General features: G+C 73.2%; 14 protein-coding genes. 5 read left to right on the top strand and 9 right to left on the bottom strand.

Annotated features, from left to right (window positions below):
- Positions 1–107 precede the first annotated feature (107 nt).
- Positions 108–794: a ScbR family autoregulator-binding transcription factor gene (locus ACIQIB_RS23450; RefSeq protein ID WP_363608443.1), complete on the top strand. Its 687-nt coding sequence runs from the start codon at positions 108–110 to the stop codon at positions 792–794.
- A gap of 60 nt (positions 795–854) precedes the next feature.
- Here the strand turns inward: ACIQIB_RS23450 and galK are convergent, their stop codons facing one another.
- The gene (gene galK / locus ACIQIB_RS23445; protein ID WP_400760282.1) at positions 855–1,985 is read right to left on the bottom strand and encodes a galactokinase; all 1,131 of its coding nucleotides are present in this window, start codon (positions 1,983–1,985) and stop codon (positions 855–857) included.
- A 55-nt stretch (positions 1,986–2,040) separates the two neighbouring features.
- On the bottom strand, positions 2,041–3,192 hold the full coding sequence (gene galT, locus ACIQIB_RS23440; protein WP_363608439.1) for a galactose-1-phosphate uridylyltransferase: 1,152 nt from the start codon (positions 3,190–3,192) through the stop codon (positions 2,041–2,043).
- Between the two features lie 185 nt (positions 3,193–3,377).
- On the opposite strand from galT, the gene ACIQIB_RS23435 reads away from it, so the two are divergent.
- Entirely contained in the window at positions 3,378–4,184 is an 807-nt protein-coding gene (locus ACIQIB_RS23435; RefSeq protein WP_400650780.1) for a DeoR/GlpR family DNA-binding transcription regulator, read from the top strand.
- A 56-nt stretch (positions 4,185–4,240) separates the two neighbouring features.
- Here the strand turns inward: ACIQIB_RS23435 and ACIQIB_RS23430 are convergent, their stop codons facing one another.
- The 6 genes from ACIQIB_RS23430 to ACIQIB_RS23405 form a co-directional block, all read right to left on the bottom strand.
- Positions 4,241–5,260 carry a LacI family DNA-binding transcriptional regulator gene (locus ACIQIB_RS23430; protein WP_400650783.1) on the bottom strand — a complete coding sequence of 340 codons (1,020 nt, stop codon included), beginning with the start codon at positions 5,258–5,260 and terminating at the stop codon, positions 4,241–4,243.
- Positions 5,261–5,314: 54 nt separating this feature from the next.
- Positions 5,315–7,054 carry a glycoside hydrolase family 36 protein gene (locus ACIQIB_RS23425; RefSeq protein ID WP_363608433.1) on the bottom strand — a complete coding sequence of 580 codons (1,740 nt, stop codon included), beginning with the start codon at positions 7,052–7,054 and terminating at the stop codon, positions 5,315–5,317.
- Positions 7,055–7,068: 14 nt separating this feature from the next.
- Complete coding sequence (locus tag ACIQIB_RS23420) at positions 7,069–7,902, bottom strand: carbohydrate ABC transporter permease (protein ID WP_400760279.1); 834 nt, start codon at positions 7,900–7,902, stop codon at positions 7,069–7,071.
- Positions 7,899–8,825, bottom strand: coding sequence for a carbohydrate ABC transporter permease (locus tag ACIQIB_RS23415; protein WP_400760277.1), 927 nt, complete (start codon positions 8,823–8,825; stop codon positions 7,899–7,901). Before ACIQIB_RS23415 ends, ACIQIB_RS23420 begins: the two co-directional genes overlap by 4 nt.
- Positions 8,822–10,159: an ABC transporter substrate-binding protein gene (locus ACIQIB_RS23410; protein WP_400650790.1), complete on the bottom strand. Its 1,338-nt coding sequence runs from the start codon at positions 10,157–10,159 to the stop codon at positions 8,822–8,824. The genes ACIQIB_RS23415 and ACIQIB_RS23410 overlap by 4 nt, the downstream gene beginning before the upstream one ends.
- A 101-nt stretch (positions 10,160–10,260) precedes the next feature.
- Positions 10,261–11,370, bottom strand: a complete 1,110-nt coding sequence (locus tag ACIQIB_RS23405; RefSeq protein ID WP_400760274.1) for an aminotransferase class V-fold PLP-dependent enzyme — start codon at positions 11,368–11,370, stop codon at positions 10,261–10,263.
- 654 nt (positions 11,371–12,024) lie between these two features.
- On the opposite strand from ACIQIB_RS23405, the gene ACIQIB_RS23400 reads away from it, so the two are divergent.
- Both ACIQIB_RS23400 and ACIQIB_RS23395 read left to right on the top strand, forming a co-directional pair.
- Positions 12,025–14,367: a collagenase gene (locus tag ACIQIB_RS23400; RefSeq protein WP_400760271.1), complete on the top strand. Its 2,343-nt coding sequence runs from the start codon at positions 12,025–12,027 to the stop codon at positions 14,365–14,367.
- A gap of 119 nt (positions 14,368–14,486) precedes the next feature.
- Positions 14,487–14,642: a hypothetical protein gene (locus ACIQIB_RS23395; RefSeq protein ID WP_400760269.1), complete on the top strand. Its 156-nt coding sequence runs from the start codon at positions 14,487–14,489 to the stop codon at positions 14,640–14,642.
- Positions 14,643–14,652: 10 nt separating this feature from the next.
- On the opposite strand, the gene ACIQIB_RS23390 is transcribed toward ACIQIB_RS23395, so the two are convergent.
- A complete protein-coding gene (locus ACIQIB_RS23390) occupies positions 14,653–15,390 on the bottom strand; it encodes a GntR family transcriptional regulator (RefSeq protein ID WP_363608423.1) in 738 nt (245 codons plus the stop codon).
- A gap of 274 nt (positions 15,391–15,664) precedes the next feature.
- On the opposite strand from ACIQIB_RS23390, the gene ACIQIB_RS23385 reads away from it, so the two are divergent.
- Positions 15,665–16,789, top strand: coding sequence for an ABC transporter substrate-binding protein (locus ACIQIB_RS23385; RefSeq protein ID WP_363608421.1), 1,125 nt, complete (start codon positions 15,665–15,667; stop codon positions 16,787–16,789).
- The last annotated feature ends 13 nt before the right edge of the window (positions 16,790–16,802 follow it).

Here is a 16,802-nt window from a genome sequence, read left to right as displayed (position 1 = left end):
AATCTACCTTTACGAAGGTTTGTTTCAAGGGCCGGCCGTTCACTGTTACGTCGTGTGGCACCAGCGTCCGCCGCACCCCCGTCCACCGCGTCCGAGAGAGGCCGATCATGAGAGCGCCGCAGGGACAACGCCTCCCCGGGCCCACCACCACCCCGCCGCAGACGGCCCGGGGCAAGGAACTCAAACAGGAACGGGCCGTCCGCACCCAGGAGCGGATCCTGCACGCCGCCGCCCAGGCCTTCGCCGAGAACGGCTTCCCCGCCGTCACCATCCTCGACGTCGCCCAGCTGTCCGGGATGACGAAGGGCGCGGTGTACTTCCACTACGCCAACAAGGAAGCCCTCGCCCTCAGCATCGCCGACGAGTTCTACCGCCGCATCGCGGCCATCGCGGGCCGGGTGGAGCAGCTCGGCCTGCCGCCGATCGCCTCCGTCGCCGAACTGCTGCTGCGCACGGCGGCGGCCCTGCGCGACGACACCGTGATGCAGGCCGGCGCCCGGCTGCAGATCGAGCGGGCGGCGATCGAGGCCGAACTCCCGCTGCCCTACCAGGGTTACACCGCGCTGATCTGCTCCTGGCTGGAGCACGGGGCCGAGCGCGGCGAGCTCGCCCGCTCGACCACGCCCGCCGTCCTCGCCAAGGTGCTGGTCTCCGCCTTCTTCGGCGCCCAGCACATCTCCTGGGTGCTCGGCAACCGGGCCGACCTCACCGAGCGGACCATGGAGATCATCAGGACCGTCATCCCGTGCGCCGAGAGCGCGCTCCCCGAACCGCTCTCCGTCCTGGAGTCGTGACGCCCGGTCAGCGGGGCGGGGACGGAACACGCGGACCGGCCGCCCCCCTGCCGGGGTCCGTCAGGACACCCGACGGGCCCCGGCGGACGCGATCGCGTGGACGAGGCCCGGCTCGGGGTACCCGGCCCGCCGGAAGGCCGCCGCCACCGCGGCCGCCGTCTCGTCGGCGGCGCCCACGGCCACCAGGGCGATCGCCGAGCCGCCGAAGCCGCCGCCGGTCATCCGGGCGCCGAGCGCCCCGGCGGACAGGGCGGCCTCGACCGCCAGGTCCGTCTCCGGGCAGGAGACCCGGTAGTCGTCGCGCAGCGAGGCGTGCCCGGCGGTGAGGACCGGCCCGAGCCCGGCCGGGTCACCGGCGTCGAGCAGGGCGACGGCCCGGCGCACCCGCTCGTTCTCGGTCACCACGTGCCGTACCAGCGGCCGCAGTTCGGCGGGCAGCCGGCCGAGCGCGGGATCGAGGCCGGACGGCGGAACGTCGCGCAGGGCGGGCAGGTCGAGCAGCGCCGCGGCCCGCTCGCAGCCGGCGCGCAGCGCCGCGTACGCACCGTCGGCGAGGTCGTGCCTGGTCCGGGTGTCGATGACCAGCAGCCGCAGGCCCGCGCTCGCCAGGTCGAACGGCACGTGCCGGATGGACAGGTCGCGGGCGTCCAGGTGGAGCGCGGTTCCCGCGCGGCCGCACATCGACGCCATCTGGTCCATCACGCCGCAGGGCACGCCGACGAACCGGTTCTCGGCCTGCTGTGCGACGACCGCGAGGTCCTGTGCGGCGAGGCCGAGGCCGTACAGGTCGTTGTAGGCGGAGGCGACCGCGCACTCCAGCGCGGCGGAGGAGGAGAGGCCCGCGCCGGTCGGCACGTCGCTGTCGAGGAGCAGGTCGGCGCCGCCGACCGGGTGGCCGGCCTGCCGCAGGGCCCAGACCACGGCGGCGGGATAGCCCGCCCAGCCCGCCACCGTGCCGGGGGCGAGGTCGGCGACGGCCAGCTCGGCGACCCGGCCGTCGCCCTGGGCGCTGTAGAGCCGCAGCCGGCCGTCGTCGCGTCGGCGGGCCCGGGCGCGGACGGTCTGCGGCAGGGCGATCGGCAGGACGAACCCGAGGTTGTAGTCGGTGTGTTCACCGATCAGGTTCACCCGGCCCGGTGCCGCCCACTCCCCGGTCGGGGCGTGGCCGAAGAGCTCGTGGAAGGTGGTCATGGTGTCTGCTCTCCCGGGTGGAGGAACGGGGTGGTGGCGCTGCTCGCGGGCCCGGTCACGAGGCGACCTCCCGCAGCCGCCGGGCGGCCGCCTCCGGGGCGATGTCGTTGACGAAGGCGTCCATGCCGGACTCGACCCCGGCCAGGTACTTGAGCTTGTCGGCGGCCCGCCGGATGGTGAACAGCTCCAGGTGCAGGGCGAGTTCGGCGCCGCCCTCGCGCGGCGCCTGGTGCCAGGCGGAGATGTAGGGCGTGCGCACGGGGGCCTCCGGGGTGCCGAAGAGCCGGTCGAAGCGGCGCAGCAGTTCGAGGTAGAGCCCGGGGAACTCGGCGCGTTCGTCCTCGGTGAGGCGGGTGAGGTCCGGGACGCGGCGGTGGGGGTAGAGGTGGACCTCGTAGGGCCAGCGGGCGGCGAACGGGACGAAGGCCGTCCAGTGCGTTCCGGTGAGCACCAGCCGTTCGGGGGTGGCGCGTTCGGCGGCGAGCAGGTCCTCGAAGAGGTTGCGGCCGGTGGCGGCGCGGTGGCGGCCGGCCTGTCCGGCCATCCGGGCGGTGCGGGGGGTGGTGAAGGGCAGCGCGTAGATCTGGCCGTGCGGGTGGGCGAGGGTGACGCCGATCTCGGTGCCGCGGTTCTCGAAGCAGTACACCTGCGCGACGCCGGGCCGGGCGGAGAGTTCGGCGGTGCGGTCGGTCCAGGCGTCCAGCACCAGCCGCGCACCGGCCTCGTCGAGGTCGGCGAAGGAGGCTCCGTGGTCGGCGGTGAAGCAGACCACCTCGCACCGGCCGGAGCCGGGCCGGGCGGTGTGCAGCCCGCCCTCGGCGGGATCGGTGGCATCGGCGGACGGCGCGCCGGGCGCTCCGGCGAGCGAGGGGAAGCGGTTCTCGAAGACGGCGACCTGGTAGTCCCCGGCGGGGATCTCGCTGAGCCGCCCGTCCCGGGACGGGCAGAGCGGGCATTCGTCGGCCGGCGGCCGGTAGGTGCGGACCTGGCGGTGCGCGGCGATGGTGACCCAGTCGCCGGTGGCCGGGTCGAGGCGCACCTCGGGGCGGTCGGCCGCGGGTTCCAGCGGGCGCCGGTCGGTGGCCGGGCGGGGGGCGGCCCCGGTGTGGAAGTAGACGAGTTCCCGGCCGTCCGCCAGCCTGGTCACCGTCCTCTCCGTCCCCGCCGCCGACGGCGGCGCCGTCGGCTCGGTCACGGTCCTGGCCATGTCTTCCTCCCGAAGGCGTTCCGGCGGCCGGCCGGTGGGCCCGGCCAGGCAACATCATAATCAAACAACATCCAACAAAACGCAACAGAATTGGTGGGCGCGCCCCGCCACGACCTGCCATCATGGCGTTGACCACCTTCATCGATCACTCTTCACCGATCACCGCGCCGCCAGGAGGCCGCCCGATGCGCGACAGTGCCCAACCGCTCGCCGGACAGCGGCGCGTCCAGATCCTCGACCTGGTCCGCGCGCAAGGCGGCGTCCGGGTCACCGAACTCGTCCGGGACCTCGGCGTCTCCGACATGACCGTCCGCCGGGATCTGGACGCGCTCGCCCGCCGGGGTCTGATCCACAAGGTCCACGGCGGCGCCGTGAAGGTGGACGCCCCGCTCAGCGGCGAGCCGGGGTTCGAGACGAAGGCGTCCTGGCAGCTGCCCGCCAAGGAGGCGATCGCGCGGGCCGCCGCCGGGCTGGTGCCGCCCGGCTCGGCGGTCGGCCTGGCGGCCGGCACCACCACCCACGCGGTGGCCCGCCACCTGCGCGCGGTCGAGGGCCTGACCGTCGTCACCAACTCGCTGCGGATCGCCGACGTGCTCGAACAGCCCGCGGAGGACGGCACCCCGCCCTCCGCCGCGGTCATCCGCACCGGCGGCGTCCGCACCCCGTCGGACGGCCTGGTCGGCCCGGTGGCGGACCAGGCCATCCGGTCCCTGCACGTCAATGTGCTCATCCTCGGCTGCCACGGCCTCTCGCCGGCCACGGGACTGACCACGCCGAACCTCGCCGAGGCGGAGACCAACCGCACCTTCCTCCAGTCGGCCCGCCGGGTCGTGGTCGCCGCCGACCACACCAAGTGGAACGCCGTCGGCCTCGCCTCGTTCGCCACGCTGGACCAGATCGACGTCCTGGTCACCGACGACGCCCTGCCCGACGAGGACCGCGAGGCCGCCGCCCGCCTCGTCGGCGAGCTGATCGTCGTCCCCGCGTCCTGACCTCGCCCGGCCCACCGGCCGCAGGGCCGGGCGGCACCGCCGGCTCGGCCGGCCGGTCACCGGGAGCTGTCGCGCACGACGAGCTCGGTCGGCAGCAACAGCCCGGCCTCCGGCTGCGGTTCGCCGCGGAGCTGGGCCAGCAGCAGCCGGACCAGCGCCGAGGCGATGGCCCGCAGCGGCAGCCGGACGGACGTCAGCGCGGGATGCAGGTGCCGGCAGATCGGGGTGTCGTAGAACCCGACCACCGCGACATCACGGCCGACGACCAGGCCTTCGGCCCGGATCGCCTCGTAGACGTCCAGCGCCAGCAGGTCGCTGCCGGCCGCGACCGCCGTCGGCCGGTCCGGCCCCCGCAGCAGCGCCCTGATCTCCCCGACGGCCGCCGGCGCCACCGGCTCGGAGACCTCCAGCCCCTGCCGGACCGCCTCCGCCCGGAAGCCCTCCCGCCGCGCCGCCATCCAGGGCAGGCCCGCCGGGGGCCCGGCGAAGCCGATCCGCCGGTGGCCGCGCTCCGCCAGGTGCCGGACGACCTCCGCCATCGCCGCCCCGTTGTCGATGTCGACCCAGTGCCGCGGACCGCCCTCGCCGATCCGGCCGAAGGCCGCGAACGGGATCCCCGCCGCGGCGACGTGGCCGACCCGCGGATCGTCGTGGAGCACGTCCGCCAGGACGAGCCCGTCCACCTGCCGGGCGGCGACCACCTCGTCGATCGTCGGCCGCGGGTCCGCCGTACCGGGCGGCGGCCGGAAGAGCAGCACCCGGTACCCCTCGGCCCCGGCCGCGTCGACCAGGGCCTCCAGAAAACCCGCCATCAGCGGATTGGGGTCGAACGGGTCGTCCGTCGGCGCGAGGTAGCCGAGGGTGCGCCGGGCGCCGGTGCGCAGCGACCGGGCCGACTGGTCCGGCCGGTAGCCGAGCCGCTCGATCGCCGCGGTCACCCGCTCCAGGGTGTCCGGGCGGACCCGGTGCGGCGCGTTGAGGGCATTGGAGACGGTCTGCCGGGACACGCCGACCGCGCGGGCGACGTCCTCGATGGTGGTGGCGCCGCCCCGCGGCCGACGTGGTCCCTGGCTCATCTGCTCTCCGCTGGCTGGATCGGGCTCATCAGTGGTGACCGGTGGACGGCGGCCTCACCCTCGGCCCGGCTCCGCCCGGCGCAGGGTCAGCAGCCCCCCGCGCGGCACGGGGACGACCGCACCGCCGGCCAGGTCGATGGTGCCCTGCCGGACCTGCCGTCCGCGAGCGTCGTGGACGACGGCCTCCGCCAGTCCCCCGCCGCCGACCAGTCGGACCTCCGGGTCCGCGTCCGCGTTCGCGACCAGGAGGGTGCGCCACGGATCCGAGCCGATCCGGACGGGCCACGGGGCGTAGCGCGCGACCGCCACGGTGTCGCCGCCGACGGCGGTCACCAGGGGGTAGCCCAGGTCGGGCCGGGCCGGGCGCAGTTCGCCGAGTTGCAGCGTCCCCAGGTGCTCGCGGAAGACGCCGAGCCAGAAGGCGATCGCCTCCCGCTGCTCCGGGGTCTGGACCGCCAGGTCCACCGAGATCTGCGGCACGGAGAACAGCACGTTGATGAGGTGGCAGGCGATCTGCTCGGGGGGTTCGGCCGGGTGCCACATGAGCATGTCGGCGTGGACCGCGATCGGGCCGGCCACCAGCCGGGTGTCGATGGTGCGCTGCCGGTTCTCGGCCGGGCTGAGCGGGCAGTCGGTGGCCCGGATCATCGTGACGTAGGGCCAGAGGCCGGGGCTGACGTACGGCTGCCGGAACTCGATCATGGCCTGCGGCCGGACGGCGGTGATCCGCCGGCGGATCTCGGCGAGGAGCAGTTCGAGGCCTTCGGCGACCGTCCCGCAGTCCGCCTCCGGGCCGGCGGCTGGTGGGTTCTCGACGCCGAACCAGTCCACGAAGTCGATCTTCAGCCCGTCCATCCCCCACTCCTCCACGGCCCGGGCGAGCCGCTCGGTGAGGTGCTCGCGCACCACCGGGTAGCGCGGGTCGGCGACGATCGCGCCCATGTGGGCGGCGTCGGCGAGCGCGTACCGGCCGAGCCGCTCCCAGGCGGCACTGTCCCGGCCGATGAACGGCAGGGCGTACCAGAGCAGGTACCGCACCCCGAGGTCGTGGACGCGCCGGACGTGGGCGGCGGTGTCGGGCAGCGAGACCGGTTCCCAGTCGCCGCAGTGGCCGTAGCCCCGGGTGCGGTCGGCGGTCATCCAGCCGTCGTCGACGATGATGCTGTCCAGCCCGAGCTCCTTGCCGAGCGCGGCCTGGGTCTCCACCGCCTCGGGGCTGATGTCCTGGTGCAGCGAGTACCAGGTCGAGTAGGCGGGCAGCCGGGCGGCCTCGGGGACGGACGCCTCGCGGTCGGCCCACCACCAGCCGGCGATGGCGGCCAGGCAGCGGGCGAAGTGCCGGCGGGAGGTGTCGATCCGGACGGTCAGCCGCCCGGCCGCCTGCACCCAGAAGCGGAACTCGCCGGTCTCCTCCAGGACTCCGGCCCCGGCCAGGACGTCGGGGCGGTCGGCGGCGAAGGCGCAGATCGCGATGTCGCCGGTGCCGACCAGGGCGGCGACCGGGGCGCCGCGCGCCAGGGTCACCCGGCGGGGGGCGCTCCAGGCGGCCGGCAGCCAGCCGGTGCCCTTGGGGTCGGGGGTCCAGAAGGCGGTCGCGTCGACGCACGGGAGGCGCCACTCGATCCGTACCTCGCCCTCGCCGTCCGCGGTGACCTCGACGACCCCCTCGTCCGTCGTGCGCGCCGTCGCGGTGCCGGTGACCAGGAGGTCCAGGCCCTCGACGGTCAGCGGCCGGGGACGGCCGGACGCGGTGGGGGCGTGCGGCTCCCAGATCTCTTCCACGGTCTCCTCCACGGTTTCCTCCATGGTCAGCCTTTCGTGGCGCCGGCCAGCAGGCCGGAGATGAACTGCCGCTGGAGGACCAGGAAGAGGACCATCATCGGCAGGGTGGACAGCGCGGTCCCGGCGAGGATCGCGCCGTAGTCGGTGTTGCTCTCGTTGCCGTGGAGCGTGGCGAGGGCCACCGGCAGGGTGTGCATCTCGGGGCTGCGCAGCGCGATCAGCGGCCAGACGAACTGGTTCCACGAGCCCAGGAAGAGGAAGATCGACAGGGCGGCCAGCACCGGGCGCATGACCGGGACGACCACGCTCCACAGCACCCGGAACTCCCCCGCGCCGTCGACCCGCGCGGCGTCCAGGAGTTCGTCCGGCATCCCGCTCAGCGCCTGCCGCATCAGGAAGATCGCGAACGGCACACAGAGGCCCGGCAGGACCATGGCCTGGTAGCTGTCGAGCAGGCCGAAGGACATCATCATCTTGAACAGCGGCACCAGCATCACCTGCTCCGGCACGACCAGGGTCGACAGCAGCAGGGCGAACAGCACGGTACGGCCCCGGAACCGGAACTTGGCGAAGGCGTAGCCGGCCAGCAGCGCGACGACCAGTGCCCCCGCCGTCTGCAGCCCGGCCACGAGCAGCGAGTTGCCGACCACGCGAAGCAGGCCGATCTTGGCCTGGAGGTGGTCGAGGTTGTCGCCGAGGCTGCCGCCGGGCAGCAGTCTGGGCGGCCAGTCGAAGATGTCGCCGTCCTTCTGGGTGGCGGACACCACCAGCCAGTAGAACGGGCCGACCGAGAGCCCGGTGACACCGGCCAGGACGAGGGTCAGGGGCCAACCGCGCGGCCGCGCGGACCTGGTGCTCATTCGCGCTCTCCCATCAGGCGCATCTGGACTACTCCGAGCACCGATACGAGCAGCGTGAGCGCGTAGGCGATGGCGGAGGCGTAGCCGAAGTCGAAGTAGCGGAAACCGTTGACGTACAGGTACATCGAGACGGTCAGGGTGGCGTTGTCCGGTCCGCCGTGGGTCAGCACGTAGGGCTCGTCGAAGAGTTGCAGCGTGCCGATGGTCGAGAGCACCACCGTGAAGAGCAGGACGGGGCGCAGGGCCGGCACGGTGATCGACCGGAAGCGGCGCAGCGGTCCGGCGCCGTCCATCATCGCGGCCTCGTAGAGCTCCTTGGGGATGCCCTGCAGGCCGGCCAGGTAGATGACGGCGTTGTAGCCGGTGTAGTGCCAGGTCAGGACGAGGACGACGGACATCCGCGACCAGAACGGGCTGCCGAGCCAGTCGACCGCGGGCAGGCCGACGGCGTCGAGGAGCCAGTTCACCGCGCCGTGGTCGGTGTTCAGCAGGAAGGCGAACATCACACCGGTGGCGACCAGCCCGGTGACGGCCGGCATGAAGACGCCGAGCCGCCAGACGGCGCGCCAGCGGACGACGGCCGAGTTGATGCCGACGGCCAGGCCGAGGGCCAGCAGGAGCATCAGCGGGACCTGCACGACGAGGATCTCGCCGGTGTTGCGCAAGGCCGTCCAGAACAGCGGATCGTTCAGCAGCCGGCGGTAGTTGGCGAGGCCGGCGTTGTGGGTGGCGGCGCCGGAGCCGGTGGTCAGCGAGAGCAGCAGGGAGGAGATGATCGGGTAGGCCTTGAACACCGTGAAGGTGATCAGGGCCGGGGCGAGCAGCAGGTAGGGCAGGGCCCGGCGGCGGAGCACGGCCGCCCGGCGGCGGGGCGCCGCCGCCACGGCCGGGGCCGGGGCGGCGGGTCGGGCGGTGGCGGTCATGCGATCGTGCGCCCGGTCTGCTGGGCGAGCTGCTTGGCGGCGTCCTTGAGGACGGCCGCCGGGTCGGCGCCCTTGAGGAAGACCTTCACCTGCGCGTCGCCGGCGAGCTTGAGCGCGCGGGCGTAGTCGCCGGAGTAGTTGGTGGCGTCCGCGCCCTCGGCGAGCAGGTCGGCGAAGGTCTTCAGGACGGGCTGGCCGCCGTAGAAGGCGCTGGGCGCGGCGTACATCGGGTCCGTGTGGGCCGCCGTCAGGGCGGGGAAGACGCCGCCGGCGGTGAACATGGCGTTCACCGAGGCGGGCCTGGTCAGGGCGTACTCGACGAACTTCCAGGCGGCGACGCGGCGGGGGCTGGTGGCCGAGACGGCGAGGTGGGTGGAGTTCACGATGGCGGCACGCTTGCCGCCGGCGGTGACGGCCGCGGGCCGGGCGAGGCGCCAGTTGCCGCTCTGGTCCGGGAACTTGGTCTCCAGGTAGTGCGCGGCCCAGGCTGCCAGCGGGGCGGCGGCGACCTTTCCCGCCTTCACCAGGTTGGACCAGCCGTGGTCGCCGGAGGAGTCCGCGACCAGCCCGGCCTGGTCGAGGCTCCTGATGACGGTCAGGGCCCGGACCGCCTCGGGGGAGCCCATGGTGATGGCACCCTTGAGGTCGAAGTAGAACGCGCCCTGGAGCTGCATCAGCGCCTGCAGGAAGTTGGGGTCGGCGTCGGGGGTGCCCGGCTTGTTGAGGCCGATCAGGGCGACACCCGGGTTGGCCGCCTTGAAGGGGCCGGCGGCGGCGATCACGTCGTCCCAGGTCCGGAAGGACTCCGGGTCGAGGCCGGCCTTGTCGAACAGGTCCTTGCGGTAGAAGAAGCCGAACGGGTTGACCTCCCACGGCAGTGCGTAGGCGTGCCCGTCCTTGCCGCTGACCACCGGCCAGAGCCCCTGGGCGAACGCTTCCTTGTGCGCGTCGGCGCCGAGGGCCGAGAGGTCGGCCAGGCCGCCGGGGAACTTCTCCAGGTAGCCCGGCAGGTAGTCGCAGCCGATGTGGAGCACGTCGCCGAGGCCCTGGCCGCCGGCCGCCAGACCGACGGTGATCTTGTCCCAGATCGCCGGCTCGCCGATGTCCTGGACGTCGACCTTGATGCCCGGGTTGTCCTTCTCGAAGGCCGGGACGACGGCGCGCAACGCCTCGGCCGCCGAGGTCCAGGACCAGACGGTGACGGTGCCGGTGGCCGCGTCCCCGCCCGGGGCCGAGCCGGAACCGGAGCAGGCGGAGAGCGCGGGGAGTGCCGTCAGGCCGAGCAGGCCGGCTCCGGAGGCGCGCAGCAGGGCGCGACGGGAAAGGTGTGACATTGCATTCCTCTCGAAAATGTGGTGGCGTCACCTGTGGGCACCCGGACGGGATTTGGCCGACCGGGTGGCGGACGCTCCCGGCGGGCCGGGGTCCGGAGTGGTCAGGAGGCCCGTAGGGCGTGCAGCGCCCCGGCCAGCCGGGCGGCCGCCTCCGGCCCGCTGGAGGCGTGCGGCGACAGCCGGATCCAGCCGCCGCGCAGTGTGGTGGCGAGCCCGGCGCCGGTCAGTGCGTGATGGACCGCGGCCGGGTCGGCTCCGGGCAGCCGGAACCGGGCGATCCCGCTGCCCGTACCGCCGGCCGTTTCGGCACCGGCCGACCGGGCGGCGTCGAGCAGGCCGTCGAGCGCCTCGCCGATCAGGGCGTTGATCGGCTCGACGCCGGTCTCCCGGACCAGCGCGAGTGCCGCGCCGAGCGCGGCGACGGCCGGGCCGTCCGGGTTGGTGAGCGTGTGCGCGACGGCGCCGGGCCGGGCCGGGCGCGGGTGGTCGTCGCGGTCGATCGGGTCGACCACGCCCGACCAGCCGCCGAGCCCGGGCCGGAGCAGGCCGGCCACCCGGTCGCGCACCAGGAGGAGCGCCGCCCCCCACCCCGCGCGCAGCCACTTCTGGCCGCCGGAGGCGAGGATGTCCGCGGCGTCGGCGGCGATCCCGACCGCGCCGAGGGCCTGGACGGCGTCGACGACCAGGACGCGCCGCGGGCCGATCAGCTCCTTGAGCGCGGCCAGCGGCGCCCGGTGGCCGGTCGCGGCGTCCACCGCGCAGACCGAGACCGCCCGCACCCGGTCGTCCAGGTGGGCCCGGACGGCGTCCGCCGTGACCGGCCCGTCGATCAGACGGACCGTCAGGCCTCCGCTCCCCTCGGCGCGCAGCCAGGGGTAGACCGCGCCGGGGAAGTCCGACCGGCCGACCAGCACCGTACCGGGGCCCCGCAGCGCGTGGGCCGCCGCGAACATGCCGTGCGAGGTCGAGCTGACGAAGGCGATCTCGTGCGCCGCGCAGCCGAGCAGGTCCGCGGCGGCCCGGGCCGCCTCCTCCCCCGCCGCGTCGAGACCGGCCAGCGCCTCCCAGCCCTGGCCGTGGATCGCGGTGGCGGCCCGGCCGAGGACGTCGCGCACCCGGGCCGACACCGGCCCGAAGCGCGCGAAGTCGAGGTAGCCGACGGGCTCGTCGAACTGCCGGAGGTACTCCGCCGCCCCAGCGATCGCGCCCATGTCGCGCTCCTTCGATTTGAACGTTCAAAAACACATAACAGACCAGATACAAACAGAATTAAACGAGCGGGTCACAGCAAACGCCGCACCCCGGACCGCGTCAAGGCCTCCGTGTGACGCCGCGCCACTTCGAAACCCTTCCGTGACCTTCCACGGCACCCCTCCCACCGGGGGTCGACACGGCCGGGATCCGCTCGGACACGGATGAATAACGGGGCTGCACCCTCTTGTCGAGTGCCATGTCACATTACTATGTTATGCAGGGCGGCCACCCGGCCGCCGCCCTCACCCAGTGACCCGACCGGGTCGCCGGGAATCTCCTCGCTGCCCTCAACAGCGGTGATTCTCCTGGCACTCGACTCTCGGCCCGGCCGGTCCTGACCGCATCTCACCCACCTCGGCCGCGCCAGGGCTTGGGGTCCACGACACGGACCCCACGCCCTCCCCCGCAGCCCCACCGAACCCCCGTACGGGGCCGCCGATCCGATCCGCTTCCGCGGCGGCCCCGTACGGGTCCGGCTCCACGTCGACATCGCTGTATCCCGATACCGGCACCACCCCAAGTCCCGGTATCAGGGGCGCCCGCCGCCTCCCTCCTCCCCCGGCGAGCACCCCCGCACCACCCCCCACACGTACCCCCATCGAGGAGATCCGGTGCCCTCAACCGCATCCGTGCGCAACACCCTGCTCTCAGCCGCCCTGGCCACCGCCCTCGCCGTGCCGCTGCTGCACAGCGCCCAGGCCGTCGCCGGCCCCCTTGGGGCAGCCACCACCCAGGCGGCCTCCGCCACCGCGCGGCCGACCGCCGGCGACCAGGTGGCGCACCAGGGCGCTCCGGGCGCCGCCGTCCGGTCCGGCCCGCAGGGCTTCCCCGGCACCGCTGCGCTCCAGCCGACCACCGGCGGCCCCCAGCCCGGCGAACCGGCCACCGCTCCGCCGGCCGCCGCCCGCGGCGTCGCCGCGCGGCAGGCCGCCTGCACGCCCGAGGAGTTCACCGCGCTCGGCCCGAGCGCGCTGGCCGACTTCCTCGCCGACCGCGGCCACACCTACGAGGCCTGCCTGCGGCCGCTGCTGCTCACCTGGAACCCCCAGCTCGCCAAGGTGATGACCCCCGCCCACGTGCGGGCCGTCGCCGACCGGATCAGCACCCTGGCGCCGTCCTTCGACAGCGCCAACAACCTGAACCAGCAGGAACTCTGGTACTACCTGCACAGCGTCGCCTACTTCGACTTCAGCCACTCCGAGATCGACGGCGGCGACGCCGTCACCGTGGCCGCCGTCGACCGCGCCATCGCCGCCTACACCGCCAACCCGCGGGTGTTCGAGCCGACCACCACCAACGGCAACACCATGGGCGAGCTGTTCCAGGCCGGCTCCACCCCGCAGTTGCGGCAGGCCCGGATCCCGCTGATCAAGCAGGTCCTGCGGATGTTCGCGCCCGGTGGCAGGGCGATCGGCGACAGCGGCTGGAACTGGGCCGCCCTCGGCGCCCTCCAGATCAACTTCCAGGGCATCTCCAATGTCGCGGACGACCCGCAGGGCCTCTTCCGCGCCGCCGTCGCCGCCGACGCCGACTACCGCGAGACCTTCCGGGTCTTCGCCGGCTACGCCCACCTCAGGGGCACCGCCAGCGAGTGGGCCGCCGCCGACGCCATGCTGGAGTACGGTCGCTTCGCCCAGATCGGCGCCCTCAAGCCCGAGCTGACCAGCCGGATCGGCCCCGAACTGGAGCTCGCCGCCGCGACCTTCGGCCGGATGAGCAGGCCCTGGGCCAACCTCGTCGGCCCGGTCAACGACCTCGGTCTCTGCGCCCAGTACGGCGTCTGCCGCGCCGACATCGAGAAGCAGCTCTTCCCCAACACCTACACGTACGACAACGGCACCCTGATCGTGCGCACCGCCCTCGACCGGGCCACCGCCGACCAGCTCTACTACGCCACCAAGCAGGTCAAGGCGCAGTTCTTCCGCGTCATCGGCACCGACCAGCCGCTCGCGGACGACACCCACCCGGCGCTCACGGTCCAGCTCTACGACACCAAGACCAACTACCAGTCCTTCCAGAGCCTGCTGTTCGGCATCGGCGACGTCAACAACGGCGGCATGTTCATGGAGGACCAGTCCACCTTCTACACCTACCAGCGCACCACCGCCGAGTCGTACTTCAGCCTCGAAGAGCTGTTCCGGCACGAGTACACGCACTACCTCAACGCCCGCTGGGCGATCCCCGAGTCCGGCTACACCACCCGCTGGCCCGGCGACGCCACCTTCGCGATGAACGAGGGCACCGCCGAGTACTTCGCCGGCGCCACCCGCGACGACGGCGTCAAGGCCCGCAAGTACATGGTCCGCCAGGTCGGCTGGGACGACCAGGCCGGCACCCCCCGCCTGACCGTCGACCAGATCCTGCACGCCACCTGGGCGGGCGAGGGCTTCCGCGCCTACCCCTACGCCGCGACCTTCTTCAACCTCCTCGGCGAGCGGCACCCCGACCAGCTCGCCGAGATGTACCGCCTGCTGCGTGCCGACGACCGCACCGGCTACGACGCCTGGCGGGACCGCCTCGGCCGGGACGCCGCCCTCCAGCGCGACTACACGGCCTACCTCGACGCCGAGGTGCCGCTCGCCGACGAGCTGTTCGTCCCCGACACCACCTACACCCCCAACGGCCGGCTCGCCTCCGCCCTGGCCCCCGAAGTGCAGACAGCGTTCGCCAGGGCCACCCAGAACGCCCCCGTCTGCAAGGACAACGGCGACTGGGACAACAAGATGCGCTTCACCTGCACCGGGCGCATCACCGCCAACCTCGGCAACCCTGCCGACAGCGGCCGGGTCCGCAAGGACATGGCCGACACCGTCGACCACTTCCTCCTCGGCCGCGGCGGCGCCGCGAGCAACAACATGGCCGACATGAACTGCTGGTTCGGCAAGGTCGACGTCTGGCCCGCCGGCCAGGCCGGCAGCGCCGACTACACCTGCGAGGGCCCGCTGCGCCGCTAGCCGCCGGGGCCTGTCGTCGAACCCACGCCGTCCGCCCTCCGGGCGGGCGGCGTGGCGGCGTTGCCCCAACACCGCCACGCAGGCGGGAGTTTGACGACCGTCCCCAGGACCGTACCCGGTTGCGGTCAAAGGGCGGCCTGGGCGGGATCGCCCGGCCGTACGCCGACGAGACCCCCGGCGGGATACCCGCCTCCCCCGCGGGCAGGTGCGAACCGCCCGGCCCGGCCCTGGACATCGACGCCACCCTCGCCATATCCCCTGGGGCCGCCGAATAGTGACTGCCCGTCAGCGGATGCCGACGTAGAAGCGGGTCTGGTCGCTGCGGTGGAGGGCGTAGTAGGCCTCGAAGCGGGTCCGGTCGGGCAGCCAGGACACGGATTCGATGCCGAGCAGCGGTGTGGAGGTGGAGACCTCCAGGACGGCCGCGTCCTGCTCGTTGGGGAAGACGGCCTCGATCCAGCGGTCGGCCCCGTCGGGTTCGATGCCGTAGCGACGGCGCAGCACGTCGTAGAGCGACTGGTTCTCCAGGACGGCCTTCTCCAGGCCGGGGACCAGGCGGGCGGGCAGGGTGGTGTCGACCAGGAGCCAGGGCTGGCCGTCCACCCGCCGGAGCCGGCGCGTCCTCACCACCTGTTCGCCGATGGGGATGCGCAGCAGTGCGGCCTCGCGTTCGTCGGCCTCGGCCAGTTCCTGGTGGATGGTCTGGGTGGTGACGCGGCGTCCGGACTCGCGCAGGTCGTCGGCGGAGCCGGAGACGGAGCCGACGAACCGCAGCTCGGTCTTGCGCGGGGCGACGAATGCGCCGCGCCCTTTGACCTTGTAGATCAGCCGCTGCTGGACGAGTTCGCCCAGCGCCTCACGGACCACGGTGCGGGAGACGCCGTAGAGGTCCGTCAGCTCCGCCTCGGAGGGCAGGGGTTGGTCGGGTGCCAGGCGGCCGGCCTCGATCTGGGCGCGTAGCGCCGTCATCAGCTGCATCCAGAGCGGCTCGCTGGAATCGCGGTTCAACCGCTGATGCGCCATGGTCTGACCATCCCCCTCGGTGGCGGTACGACTGTGTCCTCAAATCATGCCACGGCATCGATGCTGTCATGACAGGTAGGGAACAAGAGATCCCCCAGCGGGGAGATTTTCCGCCACTGCGGCCACAAGTGTGACCTACAACACATTAGCTCCCACCCTCTGGCCAACCTGTCATTACAGGCCTGTAATGACTACTCACTGCGTCGGAACCGGGCACTGACCCCCACCGCCGCCCCACCCCCACCCTCAGCGGTCCTGCTTCCCAGGAGGCACCATGCGCATCCCCTCGACCTCCCCGCGCCGTCGTGCCGCAGCCGCGGCCTCGCTCGCCACCGCCGTCGCGCTCCTGGCCACGGCCTGCGGCTCCGGCTCCGGCTCCGGCTCGGCCGGCGGCGACGCCGGAACATCCGCCAAGAGACCGGGCAAGCCGTTCATCGCCCTGAGCAACGGCTTCATCGGCAACGGCTGGCGGCAGACCATGGTCGCCTCGTTCGAGACCGCCGCCAAGCAGGCCCAGGCGGACGGGCTGATCGGCAAGTACCAGACCGTCAACGCGCCCGGCGACAACTCGGCGACGGAACAGATCGCCCAGATCAAGAGCCTGCTGCTGCAGAAGCCCGACGCGCTGCTGATCGACCCGGCCTCGCCCACCGCGCTGAAGCCCGTCATCCAGCAGGCCTGCACCGCCGGCGTCAAGGTGGTCGTCTTCGACTCCGCGATCGACGCCCCGTGCGCCCATGTGATCCAGAACAGCTTCACCGACTGGGCCACCGACGCGGCCAAGCCCCTCCTCGACGGCATCGGCGGCAAGGGCAACGTCATCGTCAGCCGCGGTGTGGTGGGCTCCCAGCCCGAGGCCGAGATGCACAAGGCCACCGAGGAGATCCTCGCCAAGTACCCGGACGTCAAGACCGCCGCGACCGTGAACGGCATGTGCGACGGCGCGACCGCGCAGAAGGCCGTGCTCGGCGTGCTCTCCAGCGTGCCCACGGTGGACGGCGTCATCGGCTGCGGCGACGGCTACGGCGTGGCCCAGGCCTTCACCACGGCCGGCAAGCCCGTCCCGGCGGTCACCTTCGAGACCAACGGCCGCGCGCTCAACTACTGGAAGGACACCAAGCTCGACAACGGCTCGGTCGCCGTCATGTCCGACCCGGGCCAGTCGGTGGCCGCCCTGTGGGCGGCACTGGACCTGCTGGACGGCAAGGACGTCCCGCAGCACATGACCCTGCCGATCGTCCTGGTGGAGCAGAAGGACCGCGACGCCTGGGCCGCCGTGCTCAAGCCCGACCAGTACGCGGCCTGGCCGTGGACCCGCGAGCTGTTCCAGAAGCAGGTGGAGGCCTCGAAGAGCGGCGGCGCCCCGGTGCAGCCCCCGGTCCCGACGACCGCCGGCTGACCGGACGACCACA

This window comes from Kitasatospora sp. NPDC092286 (assembly GCF_044755565.1).
GTDB lineage: Bacteria > Actinomycetota > Actinomycetes > Streptomycetales > Streptomycetaceae > Kitasatospora.
Note: the sequence above shows the minus strand (reverse complement) of the source record. Positions and strands in the feature narration are given on the sequence as shown.

Coding starts and splice junctions, on each gene's coding strand:
- ACIQIB_RS23450 (WP_363608443.1), top strand. CDS start 108: ATGAGAGCGCCGCAGGGACAACGCCTCCCCGGGCCCACCACCACCCCG.
- ACIQIB_RS23430 (WP_400650783.1), bottom strand. CDS start 5,260: ATGAGCCAGGGACCACGTCGGCCGCGGGGCGGCGCCACCACCATCGAG.
- galT (WP_363608439.1), bottom strand. CDS start 3,192: ATGGCCAGGACCGTGACCGAGCCGACGGCGCCGCCGTCGGCGGCGGGG.
- ACIQIB_RS23420 (WP_400760279.1), bottom strand. CDS start 7,902: ATGAGCACCAGGTCCGCGCGGCCGCGCGGTTGGCCCCTGACCCTCGTC.
- ACIQIB_RS23390 (WP_363608423.1), bottom strand. CDS start 15,390: ATGGCGCATCAGCGGTTGAACCGCGATTCCAGCGAGCCGCTCTGGATG.
- ACIQIB_RS23415 (WP_400760277.1), bottom strand. CDS start 8,825: ATGACCGCCACCGCCCGACCCGCCGCCCCGGCCCCGGCCGTGGCGGCG.
- ACIQIB_RS23410 (WP_400650790.1), bottom strand. CDS start 10,159: ATGTCACACCTTTCCCGTCGCGCCCTGCTGCGCGCCTCCGGAGCCGGC.
- ACIQIB_RS23435 (WP_400650780.1), top strand. CDS start 3,378: ATGCGCGACAGTGCCCAACCGCTCGCCGGACAGCGGCGCGTCCAGATC.
- ACIQIB_RS23385 (WP_363608421.1), top strand. CDS start 15,665: ATGCGCATCCCCTCGACCTCCCCGCGCCGTCGTGCCGCAGCCGCGGCC.
- ACIQIB_RS23405 (WP_400760274.1), bottom strand. CDS start 11,370: ATGGGCGCGATCGCTGGGGCGGCGGAGTACCTCCGGCAGTTCGACGAG.
- galK (WP_400760282.1), bottom strand. CDS start 1,985: ATGACCACCTTCCACGAGCTCTTCGGCCACGCCCCGACCGGGGAGTGG.